Source organism: Sphingobium fuliginis (assembly GCF_004152845.1).
GTDB lineage: Bacteria > Pseudomonadota > Alphaproteobacteria > Sphingomonadales > Sphingomonadaceae > Sphingobium > Sphingobium fuliginis.
Map to the genome: position 1 here is coordinate 105,178 of NZ_SEON01000005.1, position 26,710 is coordinate 131,887.

A 26,710-nucleotide genomic window follows, 5' to 3' on the forward strand; every position below is an offset into this window, starting at 1 on the left:
CAATCGAGTTTAGGCCGCCTCTTCCATATTCTCAGCCTGCGCGCTCGCGGCTATGATGTCTGCGATGCGCTCCGACGCGTGACCGTCTCCGAAGGGGTTGTGGGCGCGGGACATGGCGGCGTAGGCGGCTTCGTCATCCAGCAGGGCAAAGACCGAGCGGACGATCTTTATTCGATCGGTGCCGACCAGTTTCGCGGTGCCCGCCGTCACCCCTTCGGGGCGCTCCGTGGTCTCGCGCATCACCAGCACGGGCTTGCCGAGCGAAGGCGCCTCCTCCTGCACGCCGCCGCTGTCGGTCAGGACGAGATGGCACAGGTCCAGCAGGCGAACGAAATGGGGGTAATCCAGCGGCTCAATCATCGCGACATTGGGAAGGCTGCCCAGCACGGTATCCATGACAGGGCGCACATGGGGATTGGGGTGGACGGGGAAGATCACGGCCACGTCGGGACGCGCGGCGATTTCGGCGATCGATCGGGCAATCGCCTCCATCCCGCCGCCGAAATTCTCACGCCGGTGGCTGGTGACGGCGACGATCCGCTTTCCGGCGAAGCGCTGGGCCAGGCTGTCGAGTCCCGACGCGAGATGGGGTTCGGCCAGCACGCGCTTGCGGGTGGCCAGCAGCGCGTCGATCACCGTGTTGCCGGTTACATATATGGTCGCGGCATCGCGATTTTCCGCCAGCAGCGCGTCGGCGGCTGCCTGGGTCGGCGCGAAATTCATGTCCGCGATGCAGGCGACGACGCGCCGGTTCACCTCCTCCGGCCAGGGGTGGTGGATGTCGCCGCTGCGCAGGCCCGCCTCGACATGGGCGACGGGAATCTTGCGGTAATAGGCGGCAAGGCTGGCGACCATGGTGGTAAGGGTATCGCCATGCACGACCACGCGATCGGGCTTCTCCGCGTCGAAGGCCTTGCCCAGTTCCACGATCAACTTCGCCGTCAGGCCGTCCAGCGTCTGGTTCGGCGTCATCACGTCCAGGTCGATGTCGGGCGCTATTCCGGCGATCTCCAGCACCTGGTCCAGCAGGCCGCGATGCTGCGCGGTCACGATCACGCGGGTTTCAACATCCTCCCGCGCGCGGAGCGCGTGAATCACTGGAAACAGCTTGATCGCCTCGGGGCGCGTCCCGAACACCAGCGCAACCTTCATTTGCCGTCCTTTGCCATTTTCCCGCCTTTGCAAGCCGTCTTTCGGGTAAGTGCCTGGCAGAAAATCGTAACCATCCCCTGAACATGGGTACCCCCCACGCCCGCTTTCGCACGGGCGAGAAGCTGTGCTAGAGGCCAGCCAGACCACTTCCCAATCGGGGGCTCAGTTATTTTATGAAGATCACGATGATCGGCACGGGCTATGTCGGGCTGGTATCAGGCGCCTGCTTTGCCGATTTCGGCCATGACGTGGTGTGCGTGGACAAGGATGCAGGCAAGATCGCCGCAATCGAATCCGGACGCATGCCGATTTTCGAGCCGGGGCTCGACCATCTGGTAGGCAGCAATGCAGCGGCCGGAAGGCTGAGCTTCACCACCGATCTGGCGAAGGGGGTGAAGGGCGCGGATGCGATCTTCATCGCCGTGGGCACGCCCTCGCGGCGCGGCGACGGGCATGCGGACCTGAGCTATGTCTATGCGGCAGCCAAGGAAATCGCAGAGTCGCTGGATGGGCCGACCGTCATCGTCACCAAGTCCACCGTTCCGGTCGGCACTGGGGACGAGGTCGAGCGGATCGTCCGGGAAGCGCGCCCCGATCTGGACATCCAGGTCGTGTCCAATCCGGAATTCCTGCGCGAAGGTGCGGCCATCGGGGATTTCAAGCGCCCGGACCGGGTCGTGGTCGGCACCACCGGCAGCCAGCGGGCCATTGATGTGATGGCGCAGGTCTACCGGCCGCTGAATCTCAACCAGGCGCCGGTGATGTTCACCGGGCGGCGGACGGCCGAGTTGATCAAATATGCCGCCAACGCCTTCCTGGCGACCAAGATCACCTTCATCAACGAGATGGCGGACCTGTGCGAAGCGGTCGGCGCGGAGGTGCAGGATGTGTCGCGGGGGATCGGCCTCGATAACCGCATCGGGTCGAAATTCCTGCATGCTGGCCCAGGCTATGGCGGCTCCTGCTTCCCCAAAGATACGCTGGCGCTGGTGAAGACGGGGCAGGATTACGACACGCCGATCCGTATCGTCGAGACCGTCGTGCAGGTGAACGACCTGCGCAAGCGGGCCATGGGGCGCAAGATCGTGAAGGCGCTGGGCGGCGAGGCGCGGGGCAAGACCGTGGCGCTGCTGGGCCTGACCTTCAAGCCCAATACCGACGACATGCGCGATGCGCCGAGCCTGGCCATCGTGCAGGCGCTGGAGGATGCGGGGGCGAAGATAGTCGCCTATGATCCCGAGGGCATGGAGGTCGCCGCGCCACTAATGCCCAGCGTGACCATGGCGAAGGACGCTTATGAAGCGGCGACCGAGGCGGACGCGCTGGTATTGGTGACGGAGTGGGATGCGTTTCGGGCGCTGGACCTCAAGCGGCTGGCGGCTTCGATGAACGGACCGGTGCTGGTCGACCTGCGCAACATCTACCCGCGCCGGGAAGCCGAGGCGGCTGGCTTTGCGCTGACGCGGGTCGGAGGCAAGGGCGTTTCTGCCTGATGCTGCTGAAGCCAGAGCGAGGGCGCGATGAACGCGGCCTTCCCCGGCTGCATCATTGGGTGGTGGCGGTTCTTGCCTTGCTTGTCCTGACGCTGGTGGTGCCGGTGATTGCCGGGTTGATGTGATGGAATATGCGCTCCTGCCTGCGCAGGAGCACATGCCGCTATTTTCAGGCCTTCAGTTTCCACCCGCGCCTGAGCAGCGCGTAGCACAGCATTCCAAGCGCGATATTCAGCCCCAGCAGCACCAGGCTGCCCACCACGACATCGCCGTCCGCCGCCGCGACGAAGCCGTAACGGAAGCCGGAAATGGCGTAGAAGAAGGGGTTGGCGTGGCTGATCGCGCGGAAGACGGGCGCGAGGCGGTCGATGGAATAGAAAGTCCCCGACAGCAGCGTCATCGGCCCGATCACGAAATTGGTGATGGCGGCGGCATGGTCGAACTTTTCCGCCCAGATGGAGGTCAGCACGCCGATGAAGGCGGTCAACCCCGCGCCCATCAGCCCGAACCAGAGGATCGCCCAGGGATGCGCCGGGGTCACATGCACCCCCGGCCACAGCGCCATGGCTCCCCATAGCGCCAGGCCGACGCAGAAGGCGCGCGTCACCGCCGCGCCCACCAGCGCCAGCAGCAATTCGCTGACGGACAGCGGCGGCATCAGATAATCGATCAGCGTCCCCTGCATCTTGCCCGCCAGCAGGGAGAAGCTGCTGTTCGCGAACGCATTGTTCATCATGCCCATGATCATCAGGCCCGGCGCGATGAAGTCCGCGAAGGGCACGCCCAGCACCTGGCGGTTGGCTCCGCCCAGCGCCAGGGTGAAGATGACCAGGAACATCAGCGTCGTAACGGCGGGTGCCCAGATCGTCTGGAGCTGCACCTTCATGAAGCGTCGCACTTCCTTGCGGTACAGCGCGCGGGCTCCGGCCCAGTTGACGTTGCGGATAACCAGCTCGCCCGGCTCATGGAAAGGCGGCTGATGCGACAGGGAAGCAGCAATTTTGGACTGGTCGTTCATGGTCGGATCGACTATCGGCTGAGGGGTTGTGCCGCAAGGGCGTTGTGCACGGGAAATTGAACCCGGGCCGGCGCGCCCCATATAGGGCGCGAATTTGAAATTTTGAGGAGTCATTCATTGTCCTGGACCGACGAGCGTATCGACCAGCTCAAGGCAATGTGGGAACGTGGCCTGACCGCCAGCCAGATCGCGGACGAACTGGGCGGGGTCAGCCGTAACGCCGTGATCGGCAAGGCGCACCGCCTGGGCCTGCAATCGCGCCCATCCCCGGTGAAAGCCAACGAAGTGCCGAAAAAGGCCGCCCCGCCGCTGCGCAAGTCCGCAACGGAGGCCGAAGCGCCAAAGCCGGCCGCGCCGGCGCAGCATGCCGCGCCACCGCCCGCCCGCCCTGCGGCGCCGGCCGCGCCTACCCCGGCGCCCGCTGCCGCCGCGCCGGCGGCCGAAGCGCCTGCCGCGCCGCAGCCGCGCATCATCTCCGTGGGCCCCGGCGGCTTCCTGCGTCAGGGTCCGGGCGACCAGCAGGCGCCGATCCCCCCAGCCCCGCCGCGCCGCCTGGTCCCCGCAAAGCCCAGCCCGGAAATCGCCGGCAAGACCACGCTGCTCGACCTGACGGAGCGCATCTGCAAATGGCCGATGGGCCATCCGGGCGAGCCGGACTTCCATTTCTGCGGCGAAGCGGTGAACCCCGGCTTCCCCTATTGCGTCGAACATTGCGGACGCGCCTATCAGGCGCAGTTGCCGCGCGGCACTCGCCGTCCGCCGCCGCCCCTGCCCTTCGGTGGTCCGCGAGTTCGCTGATCGCCAGAGCAGACCGGGATGAAAAAGGGCCGCTCCATTTGGAAGCGGCCCTTTTCATTGGCTGTGGCGCGTCAGGCGATGGTCAGCCCGACATCGACATTGTTGCGCGTGGCGTTGGAATAGGGGCAAATCTGGTGCGCCGCGGCGACCAGCCTTTCCGCGTCGGCCCGCTCCACGCCAGGCAGGCTGATCTCCAGATCGGCGGTGATGCCGAACCCGCCCGCCGCGCGCGGACCTATGCCGACGGTCGCGGTGACGGCTACATCCTGCGGCACGCGGATCTTCAACTGACCACCTGCAACCTTGAGAGCGCCGATGAAGCAGGCCGAATAGCCCGCGGCGAAAAGCTGCTCGGGATTGCTGCCATCGCCGCCGGGACCGCCCAGTTCCTTCGGGGTCGACAGCTTTACAGCGAAGCGGCCGTCTTCCGAACGGGCTTCCCCATCGCGGCCTCCAGTGGCGGTGGCACGGGTACGATATTTCACATCGACGGACATGGGCTTGCTCCTTCATATTTCACGATAATCATTATCGCGATAATTTTTAGATAGATATGGCGCGGCCCTTTGTCCAGCATTTTATTTATCACGATATATATTTTCGTGCTATGGAACCTGCAAAGGAGACCGCCCATGCCCGCCGCCCTGCCGCTCGACGATCAACTCTGCTTCTCGCTCTATGCCGCCAGCATGGCGATCGGCCGCGCCTACAAGCCAATGCTCGACCGACTGGGCATCACCTACCCGCAATATCTGGTGCTGCATGCCCTATGGGAACAGGACGGCCGCACTATCGGCCAGATCGCGGAGCGTCTGTCGCTCGAATCCAGCACGGTGACGCCGCTGGTCAAGCGGCTGGAAGCGGCAGGCTTCCTCACCCGCGCCCGCAGCACGGCCGACGAACGGCGCGTCGACGTGCGCCTGACGGAGCGCGGCGCGGCGATGCGGGAGGAATGCGGCTGCCTGGGCGAAACCCTGCTCGAACGGTCCGGCATGGACGGGATGCAACTGGCCGACCTCAATGAGCGGGTGAAGCAGTTGTGGGCCGCGTTGCGCGATCCGCTGCCCTGAACAACGCGCGCTTGCGCCTGCCATCCGCCGGCTTATAGCTTGTGCCCATGTCCGAAGACCTGTTCGCCGCCAATCCCTCCGCCACCCCGCAATATGACGCCTCCGCCATTGAAGTGCTGGAGGGGCTGGAGCCGGTGCGCCGCCGCCCCGGCATGTATATCGGCGGCACGGACGAGCGCGCGCTGCACCATCTTGCCAGCGAAGTGCTGGACAACAGCATGGACGAGGCGGTCGCGGGCCATGCGACGCGGATCGAGGTGCTGCTGGAGCCAGGCAACAGGCTGACCATCACCGACAACGGCCGGGGCATCCCGGTCGACCCGCATCCCAAATTTCCCGGCAAGTCGGCGCTGGAGGTGATCCTGACCACGCTCCATTCGGGCGGCAAGTTCACCGACAAGGCTTATGCGACGTCGGGCGGTCTGCACGGCGTTGGCATCAGCGTGGTCAATGCGCTGTCGGTCGTCACGGTGATCGAAGTGGCGCGCAACAAGGAACTATTCCGCCAGAGCTTTGCCCAGGGCCTGCCCACCAGTGGGCTGGAGAAGGTCGGCGCGGCGCCCAATCGGCGCGGCACATCGGTCAGCTTCATTCCCGACACGGAGATTTTCGGGGAGCAGAAGTTCAAGCCTTCCCGTCTTTATCGCCTTGCACGGTCCAAGGCCTATCTTTTCGCGGGCGTGGAAATCCGCTGGAAATGCGCGCCGGAACTCATCACCGACGATACGCCGGCCGAGGCGGTGTTCCAGTTCCCCGGCGGACTGGCCGATCATCTGAAGGAACAGGTGGGCGACCGTGAATGCGCGACCAGCGCCTTCTTTTCGGGGAGTCAGGATTTTCCGGACTCGGCCGGGCGCGTGGAATGGGCGGTTGCTTGGCCGCTCTGGTCCGATGGTAGCTACTCCTGGTATTGCAACACCATTCCGACGCCCGATGGCGGCACGCATGAGACCGGCCTGCGCGCCGCGTTGGTGAAGGGCATCCGCGCCTTCGGAGAACTGGTGGGGCAGAAGAAGGCGAAGGACATCACCGCCGACGACATCGTGACTTCTTCGGAAATCATGCTGTCGGTCTTCATCCGCGATCCGCAGTTCCAGAGCCAGACCAAGGACCGGCTCACCAGCCCGGAGGCGGCGCGGCTGGTCGAAAATGCGGTGCGCGACCATTTCGACCATTATCTTTCCGACCATATGGAGCGCGGCAAGGCGCTGCTCGCCTATGTGCTCGACCGGATGGACGAGCGCCTGAAACGCAAGCAGGAGAAGGAGGTCAAGCGCAAGACCGCCACCAGCGCGCGCAAGTTGCGGCTGCCGGGCAAGCTGACCGACTGTTCGAACGACGATCCGGAGGGAGCGGAAATCTTCCTGGTCGAGGGCGATTCGGCCGGCGGCTCCGCCAAGCAGGCGCGTGACCGCAAGACGCAGGCGATCCTGCCCTTGCGCGGCAAGATATTGAACGTCGCCTCCGCCAATACCGCCAAGATCCTCGCCAATCAGGAGATTGCCGACATGATCCTGGCGCTGGGCTGCGGCACGCGCAAGGACTGCAATCCCGACAATCTGCGCTACGAACGCATCGTCATCATGACCGACGCCGACGTCGACGGCGCGCATATCGCGACGCTGCTGATGACCTTCTTCTTCCAGGAGATGCCGGAACTGGTGCGGCGGGGCCATCTCTATCTGGCGCAGCCGCCGCTCTACCGCCTGACAGCGGGAGGCAAGAGCCTCTATGCCAAGGACGACGCCCATCGGGAGCAAATCCTGGCCAAGGAGTTCAAGGGAAAGAAGGTCGACGTCAGCCGCTTCAAGGGCTTGGGCGAGATGAACCCGGCGCAGCTTCGCGAAACGACGATGGACCCCAAGACCCGCAGCCTGATCCGCGTCACCCTGCCCGACGACATAGAGGACCGGCAGCAGGTCCGTGAACTGGTCGACCGGCTGATGGGCACCAATCCGGCTCATCGCTTTGCCTTCATCCAGGAGAATGCGGCAACGGTCGATGAGGAGACAATCGACGCCTGAGAAGCGATTTTCTTCTTGATTGCGGCAAAGCGGCAGAGCGGATTTTTGCGATAGCCCGAAAACTGCCGGGCAAAAATCTGCCGGCAATTTTTTGCCTACCGCCGCGTTAACCAGCGCGGGGCACCGGATGTTCAATTTTCGGCGGGATACGGGCAAGCATGTCAGGCTTCGTCCCGCCCATTCCCTCATCGGCTCTGCGTCGCTTCGCGCTTCGCGCCAGCGCCACCCTGCTGCTGGCGGCGAGCGGCCATGCTCTGGCGCAGGCGCCGCTGGGGGCTATTCCGGACATCTTCACGCAGAGCCGGTCGGCCTATACGCCCGCCGAACGCGTCGCCGCCAATCTTCTCGCGGGCGGCATGAGCCGTCTGGCAGCAATCAGTGCGCAGCAAGGCGGCACGGCCAGTCCAGCGCCTTGGGTGGGGCAACCGCCTTTCCCGGAAGCGATGATCATCAACGATCGGCGCATCAACGACTTCAGCGGCAAATTGCCCGGTTGGCGGTTGCAGGGGGTCCAGCTTTCCGTACTGAGCTATCGCCAGCCGGTGCTGGTGCCCGGCTTCATGCAGGGATTTTTGCCAGACCCGACGGCTGCCGCAACGCCACGGGCCAGCGCGTTCGTCATGCCGGCCCGCCCGGTTCCGGCGCTTTCGGGCCAGATCATGCCGCGCAATGGGCAACCGGATGTTTTCGGATCGGTCGCCATGCCGATTTCCCGGACGCTGCTCGACAGCAAATGGGCTTCCGTTTCGGCGGTGCTGCCCGGCAAGGGGGTCTGGAGCGGTGTCCTGAACGCGGCTCGCGGATCGACGGCGCAGCAGCAGGTCGAGATGATCAATGGCTGGGTCAATCGCCGGCTGCATTTCGTCGATGACCGGCAGGGCGGCGACAACTGGGCTTCGGCGGCGCGGACGCTGCAGAGCGGCGCTGGCGATTGCGAGGATTATGCCATCGCCAAGATGAAGCTGCTGGAGGCGGCGGGTTTCGACCGCCGCGCCATGTTCCTGGTCATCGCCCGCGACCTGGTGCGGCAGGCGGACCATGCCGTGCTGGCGGTGCGGATCAGGGACGAGTTGATGATCCTGGACAACATGACCGACCGGGTGCTGCCTTCGTCCAGCGTCAGCGATTATCGGCCGATCATGAGCTTCAATGCCTTTGGGCGCTGGACTCATGGCTATCGGGTGACGCCGCCGCAGCCGGTGCAGTTTGCGGCGCGGTGATCGCGCGCCCTTGGTGCATCGTCCTTCGCATTGTTGAGGACAGGCTTACCGCTCCCGCAGCGCTTCCGACCGCGCCTTCATGATCGGCTTCAACAGATAGGCCAGCACCGACTTGCGGCCGGTCAGGATTTCCACATCGCAAACCATGCCCGGCGTGATCGGCAGCTTGTGCGCGCCTGAACCGAGCCAGGCGCGGTCCGTCTCCACGACCACGGTGAAATAGGCTTCTCGCGTCGCTTCGTCATAGACGCTGTCGGCGGAGACCTGCTGCACCGTGCCCGTCAGCCCGCCATAGATCGAGAAGTCATAGGCCGTCACCTTCACCACGGCCCGGTCGCCGGTCTTGATGAAGGCGATGTCGTTGGGCTTCACCCGCGCCTCGACCAGCAGCTTTTCGCCCACCGGGACGATCTGCATGATCTTCTGACCGGGACTGACGAAACCGCCAATGGTCGTCACCTGCACGTCATTGACCACACCATCGACGGGCGAGCGGATCTCCGCCCGCTGCGCCCGTCCCTTTGCGCCCCGAAGGGACTCGCTGTTGACGGCGATCTTCGCCTCCAACTGGCTACGCTCGTTGAGCGCGTCCTGACGGAACTGGTAATTGGCTTCCGAAAGCTGCGCCTGCGCCTCGCGGATCGCGGCGGACGCACGCGAAGCCTGCTGCTGCGCGGCATTGAGCCGCCCCTGCGCGTCCACCAGTTCGCGGCGGGCGTCGAGCAATTCGGTCTGTGGGATGATCGATTTCGCCGCGAGCGGTTCCAGCATCGCCACCCGCTGGCGCGCAAGCTGGACGCTGCCGCCCAGGCTGTCGATGGTCGCCTGCGCCTCGCCCAGTTCGCGGCGGCGCTGGTCGACCTGGGCCGCAAGCGCGTCCTGCTTGCTGCGAAGCGCCGACTGGCGGACGGCGGCGAGCGCCTGTTCCTGCTGGCATTCCGGCCCGCCGGTCGTGCAAGCCGCGCCTTCACCCGTGCCTTCCCGCTCCAGACGCCCGGCGCGCGCGGTCAGCGAGCGCGTCTCCGCCTGAAGCTGCCCCAGTTCCGAAGCCAGCATCGCATCGTCGAGCCGCACCAGAAGCTGGCCCTTGCTGACCTTCTGGCCGGAGCGGACCAGTATTTCCTCGATCGTGGTGGGTTCGGCGGACTGGATGACCTGCGCCTTGCTGGACGGGATCACCCTGCCCTGTCCATGCGTCACCTCGTCCACCGGCGCCAGGCTGGCCCACATCAGGAAGACCAGCATGCCGCCGCCGCTGTAGAGAATGACCTGCTTGTTGCCCGGTTGTCCCCGCAGCCAGCCTATCCAGCGCGAAATCATGGTTGCACCCCTTGGAGATGATGGTCGTCCGCCGCCAGAGTGACTGGCGAGGCTTTTTGCTGGCGGGCGAGCATCTCGCTAAGCGCGCCGCCGCCTGTGGAAGGATCGGGGATGGAGAGTTTCCAGCCCTTGGTCGGGTCCATCCGGCCGCCGACATCATTGGCCGCCCGCCGTTCCGGCAGGGCCGCGACGGGCGGATAATCGATAGCCGGTTCGGCCGCTATGGCGAAGCGCGACGGGTCGAAGGCGGGAATATGCTCGCCGCCCGCATAGCGGCCGGTGAACGCCCCCGGCAGGCCCCAGCCGCCCGGCCAGCGATAGAAGATATGCGCGCCGATCTGCGCCAGCTTCGCCAGATGCGGCGCCCAGCGGGGGAAGACATAATCGGCGTGATAATGGGTCGCGGTGCCCACTTCCTTCTCGACCCGGCCGGTCAGCGCATCGGCGGCGATCCGCTTCGCCCGGTTCCAGAGGTCGGGCAGCGGACGGCGCGCCAGCGAACCGTCGCAGACGAAGCTGAACTGGCAGACCGAGGCGTCGAAGCGCTGGTAGACGACGCCGCACACCGTCTTGGCGAAGGCGGGGTGGCGGACGCGGTTCAGCACCACCTGCGCGACGGCGCGCTGGCCGCTTTCGGGCTCCCGGGCGGCTTCATAATAGACGGCCTGGGTCAGGCATTGGAGGGCGCGGTCATGGTCCTCGCCCGCCGTGGCGAGGGCACGGAAGGGCTTGGCGGCGCTGATCGTGCCGGAGAAGCCGAGACGCTGGTTTTCCTCGCGGGCCTTGTCGCCGTCTTCCGCCGGGACGGTTTGCCCGGTCATCTGAACCAATGCCAGATATTGGCGGGGGATGGCAGGAGCGGCTTCCACGATCTTGGCTTGCATCGTGGGCTGGGGCTGGTCGTGGTGCCACAGCACCGCCACGGCGAAGGCTGCCGTCGTAGCAAGTCCCGCACCAAGGATAAAAGCGCTCCGTGTTGAATAGGCAGGCCGTACCGCGCTCATTGCCCTGCCCCCCGCTGGAGCTGGCCGATGATCTCGTCACGCGGGCCGTCCGCCAGCACGACGCCCTGATCGATGACGATCAGCCGGTCTACGATCCGCAGCAGCGCATGGCGGTGGGTCGACACGATCAGCGTCTGGTCTGGCTCCAGCGCCCTTTCCAGATGGTCGATGAACAGATTCTCGGTCTGGTTGTCCATCGCGCCGGTCGGCTCGTCGAGGAAGAGGAGCTTGGCCGGTTCCACCAAGGCGCGCGCCATGACCAGAAAACTGCGCTGTCCGCCCGAAAGGCGGCTGCCGCGCTCCCCGATATGCAGGTCGAACCCAGCCGCATCGCGTCCGAAGAAACGCGCCGCGCCCGAACGTTCCAGCGCCTCCAGCAGCTTTTCGTCGTTGGCTTCGCGAGCGCCCAGCAGCAGATTCTCGCGCACCGATCCGCTGAACAGCTCGGCATCCTGCCCGACATAGCGGAAGGCGGAGCGCAGCTCATGCGGATGATATTGGCGGCTGTCCACCTCATCAATGGTCAGCAGGCCGCCGGTGGGCGGATAAAGGCCGCAGATCACCCGGCCCAGCGTCGACTTGCCCGACGCCACGCGACCGATCAGGCCGATGCGCTCGCCCGGTTCGATGCGCAGGTCGATGCCGCGCAGGCTGGGCTGGCTGGCGCCGGGATAGCCGAACTCCAGCCCTTGCGCGACAATGGCGCCCTTGCGGATCTTCGGAATGATGCCGCGCGCGCCGTCCAGCCGCTCATCCGGCTGGTCGATCAGCGTTTGCAGGCTGTCCAGCGTCGTCATGGCCTGACGCCCGCGCACGATCACGAAGGCAAGCTGTCCCACCGGAGCGAGCGATCGCCCGGCCAGCATGACGATGGCGATGATCGCGCCCATCGAAATGTTGCCCGCCGCGAACATGTAGAAGCCGCCGATGACCAACGCGATGCTCGTCACCTGCTGGCAGAGGGCGGCCAGCGTGACGCTCTTGGAGGAAAGCCGCCGCAGCTTTTCCTGCGTGGCCGCGCTCATCCGGGCGTAGCGGCGCCAGCGTTCCAGCATCCGTCCTTCGGCGCGGCAGGCCTTCAGCGTCTCTATGCCGCCGATCGCTTCGACCAGCGCCGCGCTTTGCAGGCTGGAGTCCGCCTGGGCATCGCGTGACAGGCGGGCCATCGATCGTTGCAGGACCCAGCCTGCGCTCGCCATGATCCCCATCATGACGACCGGTACGATGGCCAGCCAGCCCCCCAGAAGGGCGATGATGCCGACGAAGAAGAAGAGGAAGGCGATGTCCACCACCAGGACCACGGTGGTCGAGGTGAAGAATTCGCGCACGGATTCAAATTCGGACACGCGCCGCGCCAGCGCCCCGGTGCTGCCCGAACGGCTTGCCAGCGGCGTGTTCAGCACCTTTTCGAACAGGCGTTGCGAAAGGCGCTCATCGATCTCCCGCCCCGCCTCGTCCACCAGTCTCGCGCGGGCAATGCGCAGCGCGAAATCGAGGCTGAAGGCCAGCATGACGCCGACGCCCAGCACCCAGAGGCTGGAAGCCGCCTTGTTCGGGATGATCCGGTCGTAGACGTTCATCGTGAACAGCGGCAGCGCGAAGGCGAGCAGGTTGATGATCGCCGCGGCCAGCATCACATAGCCGAAGCCGCTACGGGCGCGCCAGACTTCGCGCCAGAACCAGTGCTGGCGGGCGCGTTCGTCCCAGGGGCGTTCCTCGGCGCGTTCGCGGCCATGATCGGCCATGACCACCAGCGCCTCGCCGGTGAAATAGCCTTCCAGATCGCTGAGCGGCGCCCAGACGGCTTCGTCCGCATGCGGAAGCTGGACCAGCGCGTCACCGGCCTTGATGTCCAGCAGCAGCAGGAAACGCCCGCCACGCAGCGGCAGAATGGCGGGCAGGTTGCCCGGCCGCCATTTGTCCAGCCGGCCCCGGACATGATCGCTCAAAAGACCGATCTGATCGAGCGCGGATTCCGCCTGATGAAAGGGCAAGCGCCCGGATTCATCGACGGCCAACCCCGCGCGGAGGCTTACGATACCCGGCGACCGGTCGAAATGCCGCGCCGCATGGGCGATGCTCTCCACCAGCTCGTCGCTAGGCGTGCCTTGATGGTCCAGCCATTCGGCCAGACTGAGTGTGCTTCGTTCCAACATTGTTTACCCCGCGCCATCCCGGCTTGCGCCGGGATGACCCCCAATAATGAAACTCAGCCCGGATAGCGCCGCCGCTGCAACTCAGCGGGCGGCAGATCGGGGACATTATAGGTCTTCCGCGCATCGGCCTTGGCGTCCGAAGGCGCGGCGAGGCCCAGCGTATCCAGCAGCGTGTTGGTGGCCGCCAGAATCTGATATTGCGCGAAAATCTCCGAGAAGCGGGCCGTTTCCGTCCGCACCTGCGTATTGAAGCGGGTGTTCTGGCTGTCCAGAACGTCCAGCAGCGAACGCCGGCCGACATTGAACTGCTCGCGATAGGAGACGAGCAGCCCGTCGGAGACCGTGCCCTGACGCGACAGGTCAGTCACGCGCTTCTTTTCCGTGTCCCAACGGTTCCAGGCGGTGCGGACATCCTCCTCCGCCTCGCGCAGCCGCTGGCTCAGGCGGAAGCGCGCCTCGCTCGCCCGGCGGGTCATCTCCTGGACCTTGGCACGGTTGATGCCGCCGTTGAAGAGCTGCCAGCGCAGGACGACGCGGCCCTGAATGTCATTGGTATTGCCCTTGAAGCCGTCGACATCCTGACCGACGCGGCCGGTTCCTTCCACGGAGACCGTCGGCCCCAGTTCCGACTTGGCCTCATCCACCACGGCATGCGCCGCCTGGATGTCGGCTTCCGCCTCGCGGACCAGCGGATTGTGGGTGCGCGCGGCGGCGATCGCTTCGTCCAGCGTCGGCGGCACGGCGCTCGTCACCGGATCGGGCATGGTGACCTGATCGATGGAAAGGCCGGTCAGCGTGCGGAACTGGATAGCCGCATTGGTCATGTCCTGCTCCGCCTCGCTCTTGCGGACGAGAGCAGCTTGCAGCCTTTCCTCCGCCTGCTGCTGATCGGCGATGCTGATCGACCCCTTGGTCACGCCTTCGCCCAAATCGCCCAGCAGCTTGCGGTGGAAGGCGATATTGTCCTCCGCCGCCGCCACGACCCGCTGCTGGAGCATATAGTCGAGATATTGGCGGGTGACGTTCAGCGCCACGAACTGCGAACGCTCCCCAACGCGCAGCGCCGCGCCGTCGGTGCGGGCGGCCTGCCGGCGCTTTTCCGCGCTGCGATAGCCGGAGTCCCAGACGGTTTCCTCGGCCCGTACGCTGGCTTCCAGCGGCCAGAGCGTCTGGTTATCGAGGTTGAGAGCGCGCCGGGTGGCGTTTTCCAGACGGCGGACGCCCGCCGATCCCTCAACGCTGACGCGGGGCAGATAAAGCCCCTGCGCCTGTTCGCGCTCGAATTCGATGGCTTCCTTGTTCTGGATCGCCTGGTTGATTTCCGGATGGCTGTCGATCGCCGCGGCGATCGCGCTCTTGAGATCGGTGGTCTGGGCCCAGCCCGTCGAAACCATGGCCGCCGCACAAAGGGCGATCAGGCTGCCGCATGTCTTGCGCATGATAGTCATGCCTTCCTCCCCTTAATTCGCGCTGGCGGTGATTTCGACCCGACGGTTCATCGGTTCGCGCACACCATCGGCGGTTTCGATCTTGAGCTGGGTCTCGCCCAGGCCATTGACGGTCATGGCGTCCGTCGCGATGCCTCCCTGGCTCAGCAGGCTGGCGACATTCTGCGCGCGGCGCAGCGACAGGCCGTCATTATAGCGGGTCGTGCCCGACGTGTCGGTGTAGCCGGTGACGCCGAAGCGCTTCCAGCCGCACTGCGCCGCCGTCTGCGTCAGCGTGGAGATGGTGCTCACGCCCTCAGGAAGCGGCGTGTCCATGTTCCAATCGAAGAAGATGGACACCGCCGGTGCCGTACAGTCCAGCGCGGGTGGGGCTGAAGCTGCCGACACCGGCGGCGGTGGCGGCGCCGAGAGGCGTGCCACAAAGTCGTCGCACTTGTTGATGCTCTCCGCATCCTTCGTGCCGGATTTGATGAAACCGATGGCGATGCCGCACTGGTTCTTCGCCTCGACCGCGTAGGTCCAGCGGCTGTCCTGGGCCGCGCGCACGCTGGCGTCGCCCACGGCCTTGACCGCCGTGTCGTAACGGCTGGTGAGCGCATCCCTCAGTTCGGACTTGCCCAGTTGCAGCAAGGGCGAAGCAGGCGCCGCCCAGGCCGCAGTCGTCGTCAGCATGGCGGTTACCAGCCCGACAGCCGCCGCCCTTCCAACTGCATTTCGCATATTCACTCTCCCCAAAATTCCCCGCGAGAAAATCGAATTGTCAGCCATGGGCGACCGCCATCGCTTCATGCGCGACCATCGCCGCTTCGAAGATGGCGGTGGTCGCGGCCATGTGCCCTGCGTCCGCCACTTCGACGGCAGCCGGGTTCAGCAAGGCCGGCGCCGCCGGATGCTCGCCACCCGGCAGGGCAGCCAGCAGTGCGTCGATATGCGGCGCGTCATGGGTGCCCAGCGCTTCCTTCACGACTTCGGCCGCATTGGCCGCCGAAACCCCTGGCTGCGCCGCCTGCTGCGCCGCCAGAACCGCCGCCGCGTTGCCGTCGAAGGCAGGCGGCAGGTCGATCGACTGGGCCAGCAGGCCCTGATGGCCGCTGAGGTCGGGCTGCGGAGCCTGGGCCGTATCGGCTGCCGCCGCATGCGCTTCGCCGCCGCCGGACAGGGTGGCATGCTCCGGCGCAGCCTCCTCGCTGGCATGGCCGGTGGACATAGTGGGCTGCTCATGCGTCGCCTGATCGTCCGTCGTGGCGAGCGAAGTCGGCTGGCTCTCCTGCGAAGGCGCAGGTTCGGTCGTGGTCGTGGCAGCCGGTGCGGTCTCCGTAACGGGCGGAGCGGTTTCCGCCGGAGCGGGTGCAGGCTGCTGCTCGGCCACATGCTCGGCCGCACCCGCCGCCGCGACCAGGCTGGCGGCTACCAGCGCCTGGTTGAAGCCACCGGCCGTGCTATCCGTCTTGCTCGTGTCGCTTGCCTTGGCGCCGGTCGCGAACATGACGTCCCCGACCGTCCCCTTGGTGCCGTCGGTGCGGACGAAGCTCGCTTCACCCAGCACGGTGACGTCGCCATTGGCGGCGGTATAGTTCTTGCCATCCGCGGTCAGATTGATCGCGGCGATGCCTATAGCGGTGAGCGACTTGAACTCGCCCGCGTCGACCACACCGTTGCCGTTCGCATCCTGCCAGACGCCGAAATCAGCGAAGGCCGCGTCCTTGGCATCGAATACGCCGTCGCCGTTGCTGTCATAGGCAAGGCGCAGGCCCTCCAGATCGCTCGCGGCGCCGGGCGCATCGTCGGCAAAGACGATGTCGTAACCGCCGCCCGTCGCATGGGCGAGCAGCCCGTCGTCGGAGGAAACCCAGGCGGTCGCAACCGCGCCATGGCCATAGTCGTGGGTGACGCCCGCCGACAGACCGACAAATTCCAGCCCGTCGCCATCCAGGTCGATGGCGACCGGGGGAACGGCAACCGGGTTCAGCGTGACGCTGACCGAACTGTTGACGCTGTCACCGTCTGCATCCGAGGCGACGATGGCATGGTTGATGTTGATTGGCGTGCCGCTGTTCAGCGTCTCAACCGAGAAGACGCCGAGGTCGAACGGATTGTTGACGTGCGGCGATTCCACCAGCACCGCATCGAAGCCCTTGGTGCCGACAATCTCATATTTGTCGTTCACCTGCAGGCCGGTGATGGTGACGCTGCCCGAAGCGAAGGTCACGCCGATGCTGCCCTGCGTCCCCGAGCCGGTGAAGCTGTAGACATTGCCGGTGCTCACATCCGTGACGATTACCTTGGCGATCGGGACGAAGCTTTCGCCCGCTTCCGGCGTCACGGAAGAGAAGCCCAGATCCTGGTCGTTGTCGGCATCGATGGCCGTGACCTTGATCGACACGGTGCTGTTGGGATTGCCGCCGACCTGAGCGATATTCTGCTCGAAGCTGATCACGCTCTGGTGATCGGCATAGGAGAAGCCGGTGGTGGTGGCGGGATTGCCAACCAGCGTCTTGATAAGATCGATGCGCACCGCCTCGTCGGGATTGACCGACTGGTTGTCGACGCCGATGGAGTCGCTGTCGGTGTTGACCGATCCCCGGGCGCCCGAAGCGCTGCGGCCGGAAAACAGCACGTCGATGGCATCGGTGGTATCGACGCCCAGGCCGCGATAGTCGGTGTTGCCCGCCTTCGCCGCGCTGAAGCTGCTGATCGAAATCTCGCTGCCGTTGGTGATCGTGCCGTGAAGGTCGAACACATATTTGTCCGTCCCCGGCTGGAGCGTGATGGTGTAGCCGATGTCTCCGTCCGCCGTCTTCGCCGTCAGCACATTCGTGCCGTTGCCGAAGATGAACAGGTCTTCGCCGGCCAGCCGCAGCGTGGCGCCGCTGGTATCCTTGGCGAGCGCGCCATCGGTGATGGTGAACAGCGCATTGCCTACGCCATCGGCGCCCGCCACGCTGGCGAAGTTGAGGTTGAAGGCCGTGGCGGGACTGTCATTGTTCGCCACCGATCCAGCCGCCGGCGTGAAGGAGCTGGGCATATCGTCGTTGAACGAGATGTTGAGCTGCCCGATGGCCGAGGAGGTCGGGTTGGTCGTCGCGTTATAGTCGCTGTCCGTCACGAGGAAATTGAGGCTTACCGAGGCGTCATTCTCATTCCCGCCGGCCGCGTGCAGCACATTGTCGAGCAGCGTCGCCGTATAGGCGCCCGTCGTCGGATTGACGACGACCTTGAACAGATCGGTGCCGACCCGACCGCCGACCGTCGTGATGGTCGCGGTCAGCGTGTTGGTCGTGCCGTTCCAGCTATAGGATACGGTGTCCGTACCAACCGTGCCGGTCGTGCCGTTCAGATTGGCGAAGCTCACGCTGCCACCGCCGTCGGCGCCGAAGGTGAAGGGCAAGGTGCCGCTGAAGCTGGCCTCGCTGGACCCAGCCGCGCCGGTGTCGCCCACATTGGCGTCGACGTCGCCGGTCGTGCTGGCCGCGTTGCCGCCGGTCAGGCCGTCATCGTCCAGCTTGGCGGCGGTGTTGTCCGCCGTCGGCTTGTTCGCGTCGCCCTGGAAGGTGAACTTCAGCGTCGCGCTGGCCGTGTCATTGTCGGCGTCGCGCATCACATAGGTGAAGCTGTCGAACGATCCCGAAGGCACCGACGCCTTGGGCGTGTAGGTATAGCTGCCGTCGGAGAATAGCTGCAACGTGCCATAGGCGCCGACGATCGTCTGGCTGCCGCCCAGGGCGATGGCGTTGCCGCCGACCGATACGACGGCGCCGGGCGTGTCCGCGCCGACATGGTCGTTGGTGAGGACATTGCCGGTGGAGGCAGCCGCCTTTTCGATGGTCGTCACATTGTCGTCGACGGCGATCGGGCTGTCATCCTCGATCGTGACGGCGATGCTGGTGGCGACCGTGGCGGTGCCGTCGCTGACGTTCACGGGGACCAGGAAGTTCTTCACATCCTCGGCGTTGATGCCGCTGTGATCGACCGACTGCAGCAGCGTCACCGTATAGGCGCCGCCGTTGGTGATGGTGATCGTGATCACCGGCACCGCGCCGACCGAACCGGTCAGCGTCTGCGTGCCGACGCCGCTCCAGGTGACGGGCAGGCCGTCGGCGGTCAGCACCGCGCCCGGATTGCCCAGCGTCATGCTGATGCTGTCGCCGTCCACGTCGCTCGCGGTGATCGTGCCGGTGGCGACCGTCGCATTGGTGGTGTCGTTCGGCAGGCCGGGCGCGGTGTCGGCATTGGCGCCGGTCAGCCCCTCTTCCGAAACGACCGCGATGCCGCTGCCGACCTGCGGCGCGTCATTGGTGCCCAGGATGGTGATGGTCAGGGTCGCGGTGGTGCTGTCGCCGTCGCCATCCGTGATGGTGTAGGTGAAGCTGTCGGTCAGCGTCTGGCCGTCGTCCAGATGCTGGACCGCCGCCAGACCGTTGTTCAGCGTATAGGTATAGCCGCCCGAAGCGTTGAGGACGAGCGTGCCATAGTTGCCCGTCGCGTTGCCGCCGACCGTACCGCCAGTGACCGCCGTCACCGCGCCGCCCGCCGCCGGACCGTCCGCGCCCAGCGAGTCCCCGCCCGCCGGATTGCCGTCGCTGCCCGCGCCGGTCAGCACATTGCCGCTGGCGGTCAGCGTGACGTCTTCCTTGACGATGTCGGTGTCGTTGGCCGCGACCGGCGTGTCGTCGTCGACATTGATGGTCAGCGTGCCGGTGGCCGTGTCATTGTCGGCGTCGGTGACGCGATAGCCGATGTCGAAGCTGACGTTATTCTCATCGCCGCCCGCCGGATGGACGATGGCGGCGTTCTGGACCACCGAATAGGTGCCCGCGACCGGATCGGTCAGCGTCACCGTTAGGACGGTCGTGCCATTCTGCTTCACCAGCAGCACGGTGCCGTTGCTTTCATAGGTGAAGCCAGCGGGGGCCCCGGTGCCGAGCAGGGTGATGCCGCCCGGACCGTCGGCGCGATAGTCATGGCCGAGCGTGCCTGTGGCGTTGAGGCTGTTCGCGTCGTCGCCCGTGCCGTTCGGATTGCCGCCCGACAGCGCGTCGTCGTCCAGTTGCACCACCGGATTGGCGCTGACAACCGGCAGGTCGTCGGACACGCTGACCGAAACGGTGCCGGTGGCGGTGTCGCCGTCGGTGTCCTGCGCGATCACCTGCACCGAGCCGAGCGCGACCAGATCGTCCACATTGACGCCCGGATGGGTGTCGTAATTGTCGTTCAGCGTGGCGGTCACGGTCGCGACATTGCCGGTGACCGACAGGTCCAGCGTGACGACCACGCCGCGCTCGTCCGAACCGGTGATCTGCGTGTCGGATACCCGCAGCCAGGTCAGGTCGCCAGTCAGGCCGCCGGTGCCGCCGAAGACGATCGAGGTGATGGCGTCCGAACCGGGCGTGAAGGTGATGGTGCCGCTGGCCGAGTCCGGATTGCCGGCGCTGGTGCCGCCCGCCAGATTCTGATCGTCCAGCGCCAGGGTGATCGGGCCGCTTGCGGTGGGGATTGCGCCGTCCGTGACGGTGATCGGCTGCACGGCGGTCGACTGGTCTCCGTCGCCGTCGGTGATGACATAGGAGAAGCCCGCACTGACCCCGCTCGCATTGTTGAGGTTGGTCGACGGGTTGAAGGTCCACGCCCCCGCCGCCGTGAAGGTGTAGGCGCCGAAGGCCGTGCTGACGTTGGTCGTGCCCACGGCGTTGATCGCCGTCGTGACGCCGCCGATCGTGACCGAGGTCAGGGTGGCGCCGTCAGCGCCCAGCGTATCGTTGGTCAGGACATTGCCGCCGATGTCGGCGCCGTCCTCCGCCACGGTGCGGGCGGTGTCATCGGCCGCCGTCGGAACATCGTCCACCACGTCGATGGTGATGGTGCCGTTGGCTATATTGCCGGAGCCGTCGACCGCCTGATAAGTGAAGACCTCTGCACCCCCAAAGGTCTGCGGCCCGTCATTGGCGGTCGGCCCGTCGACCGGCGAGGTCAGCGTGTAGGTGTAGCTGCCGTCGCTGTTGAGCAGGATCTGGCCATGGCTGCCGGTCGCGGAGCTGGTCAGCGTGTAGCTGACCGCGCCCACGACGTTGAGCTGGCCGGTCGCGGTTTCGGTGGGCTCGCCCGGCGTGCTGCCGGTGACGCTGCCCGCCGCGATGTCGTCGCCGGTGATGCCGGTGTCCAGCGCCGCCTCGAAGACCGTCTTCGTCTGGTTGTCCGCCGCCAGCGCGACATTGGCGACGTTGATGGTCAGCGTCGTCGTCGCCAGATCACCGTCCCCGTCGCGGATGGTGTAGACGAACACATCCTGCTTGTCGGCGGAGATGGCGTTGGGAGTCGCGTCATAGCGGTAGCTGCCGTCCGCGAAGAGCGTCAGCGTGCCGTAATCGCCCGCCACCGCCGTGCCGACCTGGCCGCTGACCGGGCTGGACGGATCACCGCCCTTGGCGACACCGACCACGCCCGGCGCATAGCCGTCCGCGCCCGGCTGGTCATTGTTGAGCACGCCGTCGGCCGCCGCCACGATCAGCGAGTCGCCCTCGCTCACCGAACCGCTGTCGGCCGTGGCGACCGGCGCGTCGTCCAGCACGGTCACGTTGATCGTGTCGGCCGGCGAGACATCGCCGTCGCTGTCGGTCACGCGCACCGCGAAGGCGTCGCCCGCCTTGGGGTCGGCCGCGCCGCTGATGCCGTCGCCGTCGCTGGTGACATTGTCCGGATGGGCCGGATCGTTGACCGCCAGCGTGTAGCTGTAGCTGTAATGCCCTGCTCCGTCGGAGGTTACGGTCAGCGCGCCCGCCGCGCCCGCGACCACCACCGGCGTTCCCGCCGTCGCCGAGGTCACGTCGACCCACGCGCCGTTCTTGTCCTGCACCTCGACCTTGGTCAGCGTGTCGCCGCCGGTCGTGATGGTCATGGCGCCCGTCGCGGTCTCGCTGTTCCCGGCCTCCTGCGTGCCGCCGGGCAGACCGGCTTCGGACACGGTCATGTCGGTCACGCTGACGGTCGGCGTCGAATCCTGGAGCAGGTTGATCGTCACCGTAGCGGTCGACTTGTCGCCGTCGCCGTCGGTGATGGTGTAGGTGAAGCTGTCGCTACCTTCCGCGCCCGCATTGGGGGTGTAGAGGAAGACGCCATTGCCCTGATAGACGACCGTGCCCTTGGCCGCGCCGGTCTCGAGCGCCACGCCGCTGGCGAGGTTGACGCCGTCGGCCCCCGCCACGTCATTGGCGAAGACGTCGATCGTGACCGCCGTATTTTCGGTGAGCTGGCCCGCGACGTCGTTCACCGCCGTCGGCATATCGTCGACCACGCGGATGTCCAGGCTGGCGCCGTCGGTCGACCCGTCGGTGTCGGTGACGACGACCGCGAAGCTGTCCGTCAGGCTGCCGTCATTGGCGCCCGTGTGCAGCAGCGTATTGTCGGTGAGGACATAGCTGTAGCTGACGGTTCCGCCGATCACGTCGCCGTCCGCGCCAACGGTCGGCGTGAAGCCGGTGATGCTGAGCGTGCCATAAGCGTTGGACAGGGTGACGCCGCTGATGAAGCCGTTCGCGCCGAAGATCGGCTGGCCGCCAACGGTGATGGTCGCCACGCCGTCCAGCGCGGACAGGGTGAAGCTGCCCGTCTGGGTCAACGCCGCCGCATCTTCCGAGCTGCCGCCCGGCAGGTCGTTTTCGAAGACGGTTTCTTCCGCGCCCTCGCCGTCCAGGCCGCTGATGGTCACGCCATCGTCGCTGCCCTGGATGGTGATGGTGATGGTCGCGCTGCTGTGATCGCCGTCGCCGTCGGTCAGCGTGTAGGTGAAGGTCTCCGTCAGGGTCTGGTTCTTGTCCAGGCCCTGGACCACGCCATTTTCATTGTTCAGCGTATAGGCATAGCTGCCGTCCGACTGGATCACGAGCGATCCGTACAGCCCGGCCAGCGGCGCGCCGACGGTTCCGGCGGTCTCGCCAAAGACGATGGCGCTGACATGCGCGCCGTCGGCGCCCTGCACATCGGCATTGCCGTCGGTCGCGTTGGCGTCCGCGCCGCCCGAACCGGCAATGACGTTGCCGTCGGCCACCAGCGGGCCGTCTTCGCGCACCGAGTCCGCATCGTTGGCGGCGGTCGGCACATCATCGATGATGGTGATGGTCAGCGTGTCGGTCGCCTGGTCGCCGTCCACATCGGTGACGGTGACGACGAAGCTGTCGGTCACATTGTCGCCAGCCGTGTTGGTGGTCAGCGTATAGCTATAGTCGATGCTGCCTTCGCTGAGGCCGGTGATCGTCAAAATGCCCTTGTCGGTGACGATTTCCTGCCCGATCTGGGTGATCGGAATATTGTTGATGGTGACGCTCGCAGGACCGTCCGGCGCGGTATAGGTGATCGTGCCGTCCGTCGTGTCGACGCCGCTGCCCGCATTGGAACCCATCGGATTCGTCAGGCCGGATTCGTCGACGATCGTGCCGTCGCCCACCTTGGGGATCGAAATGATCATGACGTCGCTGTTGGCGATGTCGATCCGCAGCGTCGCGGTGGAGGTGTCGCCGTCGCCGTCGCGCAGCGTGTAGCTGAAGCTGTCGCTCACCCCGCCCGGCGTGCCAGCCGCGCGAACATAGCTGTAGCTGCCGTCCGCGTTCAGCGTCAGCGTGCCGTAAGTGCCCTCGAACGTGCCGGTGGTCGTCACGACGGCGCCGTCCGCGCCCTTGACGTCGGCGCCCGCCGCGCCGGAGACGGTGCCCGCCCCGGTGATGACATTGCCGGTTTCCGGGCCATAGGTGCCGGCGGCGACGCCATCGACATCATTGTGGGCGGTCGGCACGTCGTCGACGATCTGCACGTCGACCGTCGCATTGGCGGTCGACCCGTTGCGGTCGGTCGCGACGACGGCGAAGCTCTGCAGGATGCTGTCCGCGCCCGCCGCGCCATGGCCCAGACTGTTGTCGGTCAATACGAAGCTGTAGGTGAAGGTTCCGGCCGTCGGCACGCCGCCCTGCGTGGCGGTCGCGGTGAAGCCGGTGATGGTCAGCGTGCCCACCGGCGTCGTCACCACCTGCCCGGCGACGAAGGCGCCATTGGCCAGCACCGACACGCCGCCGACCGTGACGCCCGACAGGCCGTCAGCGCCGCTGACGCCGAAAGAGCCGGTCTTGGCAAGGCCCGCCGCGTCGGGCGAGCTGCCGTCCGCCAGGTCGTTTTCCAGCAGGACGACTTCCGCGCCCTCTATCCCCGGCGCGCCATTGAGGCCAGTGATGGTGATGCCATCGTCCGCGCCGTTGATGGTGATGGTCAGCGTCGCCGTGGAGGTGTCGCCATCGGCATCGGTGATCGTGTAGCTGAACCTGTCGGTCAGCGTCTGGCCGGGGACCAGGAACTGCACCGCCGCATTGCCGTTGGCCAGCGTATAGCTATAAGCGCCCGACGCATTCAGCGTCAGCGTGCCATATGTGCCCTGGAAGGTGCCCGTGGTCGACACGACCGCCCCATCCGCGCCCTGGATGTCGGCAACGCCATCGGTGGCGTTCGCGTCGCTGCCGCCGCTGCCGGTCAGGACATTGCCGTCCGCAACCAGCGGGCCGTCTTCGGTCACGCTGTCGGCATCGTTGACGGCAGTCGGCGCATCGTCCGCGATCGAGATGGTGAGCGTGGCGCTCGCCTGGTCGCCGTCGCTGTCGGTTACGACTACGGTGAAGACTTCGGCGGGCGGCGTGCCGACCACATTGTCGGTCAGCACATAGCTGTAGCCGATCGAACCGTCCGCGATGGAGGTGATCGTCAGCACGCCGAGCGGCGTCGTGACCGTCTGCCCGACCGTCGTGATCGCGACGCCGTTGATGGTGACGCCCGCCAGGCCGTCGCTGGCGGTGATCGCGATGGTGCCCGTGGTGCGCTCGCCATCCCCTGCCGCGGCCGAACCGGCCGGCTCGTTGCCGCGCGCGGGAAGCCCAGCCTCGCTCACACCCGCGGTCGCGGCAGTCGCGCCAGCGGGTTGATCGGGGGTGATGATGGTGACTTCCGGCTCCTCATTGGGCGCGATGGGCAGGATCTCGCGCTCCTCGGGCTGGGTAAACAGCAATTCCGTCGGCGGCAGCAGGTCTCCCAGGCCATGCGGATCGCCCACATCGCCGTCGGGGCCGGTGAAATTGCCGCCGGAGCTGCGCGGCGGACCGGCTGCGGGCTGCGGCTCCTCCCCGATCAGCAAGGCCGCCAGGTTGACTGAGGGAATTTCGACATCGCCCACGACCAGGCGCGGCATGACCACCGCGCCGTCCAGGATCACCAGATCGGTGCCGTCCGGCAGGTGGACGATCAGATTGCGTCCGGAAACCTCGATCCCATTGATGTCGGTGCCGGCCGGCAGGACGACGGTGCCGTCGGGATTGGGTTCGACCGTGCGGACAACCTCCGCCCGATGCATCTTGCCGGGATGGACCGCCTTGCCCCTTGCGGCCAGAGCAGCCGCTTCCGGATGAAGGGCCTGCTGATGGTCAGCGGCGTCTTTGCTATCCCAATCGCGCTCGAAATCCATTGTCCATCCCACCTGTCGCCATGGGGGCATGGAAGGAGCGCGCAAGAGGCCTGGCCCAGAATGCACAGTGCATACGGAGCTGACATCTTTTCCCGACATTGCGGCAATCAGCGGATCAGCTATTGCCCCTAGTCAACGTTCTCCCGCCGGCAGGACCCTTTTGCTAAGTCGACCGCCGCCCCGGATTAACCTTCTGCATCTGTATTTTTACTGACCCGATGGCCGATCTTATTCTCCGCCTGCAAAATGAGTCACGAAGATTCCAGTTTTGTTAACCATTTAAACGCGATACGGCGGAAAAAATAACTTATGCTCTATTACGAACGATATAGGCGGAATTTCATACTTATATCCTTCAGTCTATGCTGAACTTGGATTTGGTTAACAAACAAGGCTTACGACATATGCGACTCGGGCGAGTCGATCCTGCTCCATTCGTTCAATGGCTGCCCCGATAGGGCTTCCCGACTGCCCCAATCGGATTGGAAGTTGCAAGGAAGGAATGAAAACGGGCGACCGGCTTGTGCAGCCGGCCGCCCGTCCAAAATGCGACCCATAGACTTATCGTGCGGAGCCGTGCGTTCCTTTCCGCGGCTTCGTCCAGTCGGCCTGTGACTGGCGATAAGCTATGGAAAATCAACCCCCCTCCGACAGGAATCAGGAATAGCGGCTATGGCGGTTTTAACAATTAACCCGATGACTTATATCCAAGGATAATTTCTCAAGACACGATGAAGAAAGACAAGGACATCCGTCCTCAAGGACCGGATTCTCTTGTTGCCTCCAACCCGTCGGACGGAGCTTTTTCCACATCATTTTCATGCATGGCTGCCGGAGACATTGAGGTTACTGGTCCGTCCGCGTTCATCGCACCGTTCGCGACGACCCCGGACGGTTGCGTGGGCGCGGCGGCGGCGATAAGCGGCGCGGGTCTGGGCATGGCGGCCAGTATCTGTTCCATCCGCCGGCTGCGCGCACTGCCCGATCCGGTCGTCCGCCGAAAGCTGGCCATCGCATAATCGGCCAATGGCTCCGCCGCATCGTAGCGTTTGCGCGCGATGTAGAAATCGACGAGATTTTCCACGGCAAGCTGGGTATTGGGGTCGTCCTCTCCCCGCGTTCGCAAATAGCTGTCGAACACGCGCCGGTAGAGGCCTTCCGCCTCGCGATAGCGACCGGTCGACTCCAGTTGCAGCGCGAGATCGTTGGCGGAGATAAGCGTGCGCGGATCGTCCGCGCCGAACAACTCATCGGCGAGCGCCAGCCCCCTGCGCGCGGGATCGACGCCGTCGGCCGGATTGCCGGACGCATAGGCCGCCTGGGATGCGGCCACCAGCTTGCGCCACTCCTTTTCGCGCGCCTCGGTAACATCGGGGACATAGGGGGCCTGCGCATGCAACGGCGGCGCGAGGCAGAGCAGCAAAGCGCCCCGCAATATCCAGCCCCTGTTGCCGCCGGTCATGGCCATCCTCCCCGCGCTAAGCCTTCCCTATACCAGGCTATGCGCGACAGGATTAA

The 26,710-nt window shown here is 65.7% G+C and carries 16 protein-coding genes; 6 read left to right on the forward strand and 10 right to left on the reverse strand.

The features are described from left to right. Positions 1-9: 9 nt before the first annotated feature. Positions 10-1,152: a non-hydrolyzing UDP-N-acetylglucosamine 2-epimerase gene (wecB, locus tag EWH10_RS13535; RefSeq protein ID WP_048578358.1), complete on the reverse strand. Its 1,143-nt coding sequence runs from the start codon at positions 1,150-1,152 to the stop codon at positions 10-12. Between the two features lie 173 nt (positions 1,153-1,325). Between wecB and EWH10_RS13540 the strand changes: the two genes are divergently transcribed. Together EWH10_RS13540 and EWH10_RS22140 are read left to right on the forward strand one after the other, a co-directional pair. Continuing rightward, positions 1,326-2,645: a UDP-glucose dehydrogenase family protein gene (locus tag EWH10_RS13540; RefSeq protein WP_044661973.1), complete on the forward strand. Its 1,320-nt coding sequence runs from the start codon at positions 1,326-1,328 to the stop codon at positions 2,643-2,645. After that, positions 2,645-2,770, forward strand: a complete 126-nt coding sequence (locus EWH10_RS22140) for a hypothetical protein (RefSeq protein ID WP_255308867.1) — start codon at positions 2,645-2,647, stop codon at positions 2,768-2,770. The genes EWH10_RS13540 and EWH10_RS22140 overlap by 1 nt, the downstream gene beginning before the upstream one ends. A 44-nt stretch (positions 2,771-2,814) precedes the next feature. Here the strand turns inward: EWH10_RS22140 and EWH10_RS13545 are convergent, their stop codons facing one another. Next, positions 2,815-3,663 (reverse strand): ABC transporter permease, encoded by an 849-nt coding sequence (locus EWH10_RS13545; protein WP_044661972.1) that lies wholly within the window; start codon positions 3,661-3,663, stop codon positions 2,815-2,817. 117 nt (positions 3,664-3,780) lie between these two features. On the opposite strand from EWH10_RS13545, the gene EWH10_RS13550 reads away from it, so the two are divergent. Next, the gene (locus EWH10_RS13550; protein ID WP_044661971.1) at positions 3,781-4,461 is read left to right on the forward strand and encodes a GcrA family cell cycle regulator; all 681 of its coding nucleotides are present in this window, start codon (positions 3,781-3,783) and stop codon (positions 4,459-4,461) included. 71 nt (positions 4,462-4,532) lie between these two features. Here the strand turns inward: EWH10_RS13550 and EWH10_RS13555 are convergent, their stop codons facing one another. Beyond that, entirely contained in the window at positions 4,533-4,958 is a 426-nt protein-coding gene (locus EWH10_RS13555; RefSeq protein WP_025546570.1) for an organic hydroperoxide resistance protein, read from the reverse strand. Positions 4,959-5,093: 135 nt separating this feature from the next. Here EWH10_RS13555 and EWH10_RS13560 point away from each other — a divergent pair, with 135 nt between their 5' ends. The 3 genes from EWH10_RS13560 (at position 5,094) to EWH10_RS13570 (ending at position 8,775) form a co-directional block, all read left to right on the forward strand. Further along, positions 5,094-5,531 carry a MarR family winged helix-turn-helix transcriptional regulator gene (locus tag EWH10_RS13560; protein WP_044661970.1) on the forward strand — a complete coding sequence of 146 codons (438 nt, stop codon included), beginning with the start codon at positions 5,094-5,096 and terminating at the stop codon, positions 5,529-5,531. Between the two features lie 47 nt (positions 5,532-5,578). Beyond that, positions 5,579-7,555, forward strand: coding sequence for a DNA topoisomerase IV subunit B (parE, locus tag EWH10_RS13565; protein WP_044661969.1), 1,977 nt, complete (start codon positions 5,579-5,581; stop codon positions 7,553-7,555). 158 nt (positions 7,556-7,713) lie between these two features. Then, entirely contained in the window at positions 7,714-8,775 is a 1,062-nt protein-coding gene (locus EWH10_RS13570; RefSeq protein ID WP_044661968.1) for a transglutaminase-like cysteine peptidase, read from the forward strand. 45 nt (positions 8,776-8,820) lie between these two features. On the opposite strand, the gene EWH10_RS13575 is transcribed toward EWH10_RS13570, so the two are convergent. The 7 genes from EWH10_RS13575 to EWH10_RS13605 all read right to left on the reverse strand — a co-directional run bounded on the left by EWH10_RS13575 (position 8,821) and on the right by EWH10_RS13605 (position 26,654). Then, positions 8,821-10,095, reverse strand: coding sequence for an HlyD family type I secretion periplasmic adaptor subunit (locus EWH10_RS13575; RefSeq protein WP_044661967.1), 1,275 nt, complete (start codon positions 10,093-10,095; stop codon positions 8,821-8,823). Next, the gene (locus tag EWH10_RS13580; RefSeq protein ID WP_229742627.1) at positions 10,092-11,099 is read right to left on the reverse strand and encodes a cell wall hydrolase; all 1,008 of its coding nucleotides are present in this window, start codon (positions 11,097-11,099) and stop codon (positions 10,092-10,094) included. Before EWH10_RS13580 ends, EWH10_RS13575 begins: the two co-directional genes overlap by 4 nt. Further along, a complete protein-coding gene (locus EWH10_RS13585; protein WP_044661966.1) occupies positions 11,096-13,255 on the reverse strand; it encodes a type I secretion system permease/ATPase in 2,160 nt (719 codons plus the stop codon). The genes EWH10_RS13580 and EWH10_RS13585 overlap by 4 nt, the downstream gene beginning before the upstream one ends. A gap of 53 nt (positions 13,256-13,308) precedes the next feature. After that, positions 13,309-14,703: a TolC family protein gene (locus EWH10_RS13590; RefSeq protein WP_044661965.1), complete on the reverse strand. Its 1,395-nt coding sequence runs from the start codon at positions 14,701-14,703 to the stop codon at positions 13,309-13,311. Between the two features lie 12 nt (positions 14,704-14,715). Beyond that, positions 14,716-15,423, reverse strand: a complete 708-nt coding sequence (locus EWH10_RS13595) for an OmpA family protein (RefSeq protein WP_170825642.1) — start codon at positions 15,421-15,423, stop codon at positions 14,716-14,718. Between the two features lie 40 nt (positions 15,424-15,463). Continuing rightward, positions 15,464-25,192, reverse strand: coding sequence for an Ig-like domain-containing protein (locus tag EWH10_RS13600; RefSeq protein WP_065847272.1), 9,729 nt, complete (start codon positions 25,190-25,192; stop codon positions 15,464-15,466). A 757-nt stretch (positions 25,193-25,949) separates the two neighbouring features. Continuing rightward, positions 25,950-26,654 carry a tetratricopeptide repeat protein gene (locus tag EWH10_RS13605; protein WP_044663104.1) on the reverse strand — a complete coding sequence of 235 codons (705 nt, stop codon included), beginning with the start codon at positions 26,652-26,654 and terminating at the stop codon, positions 25,950-25,952. Between the last annotated feature and the right edge of the window lie 56 nt (positions 26,655-26,710).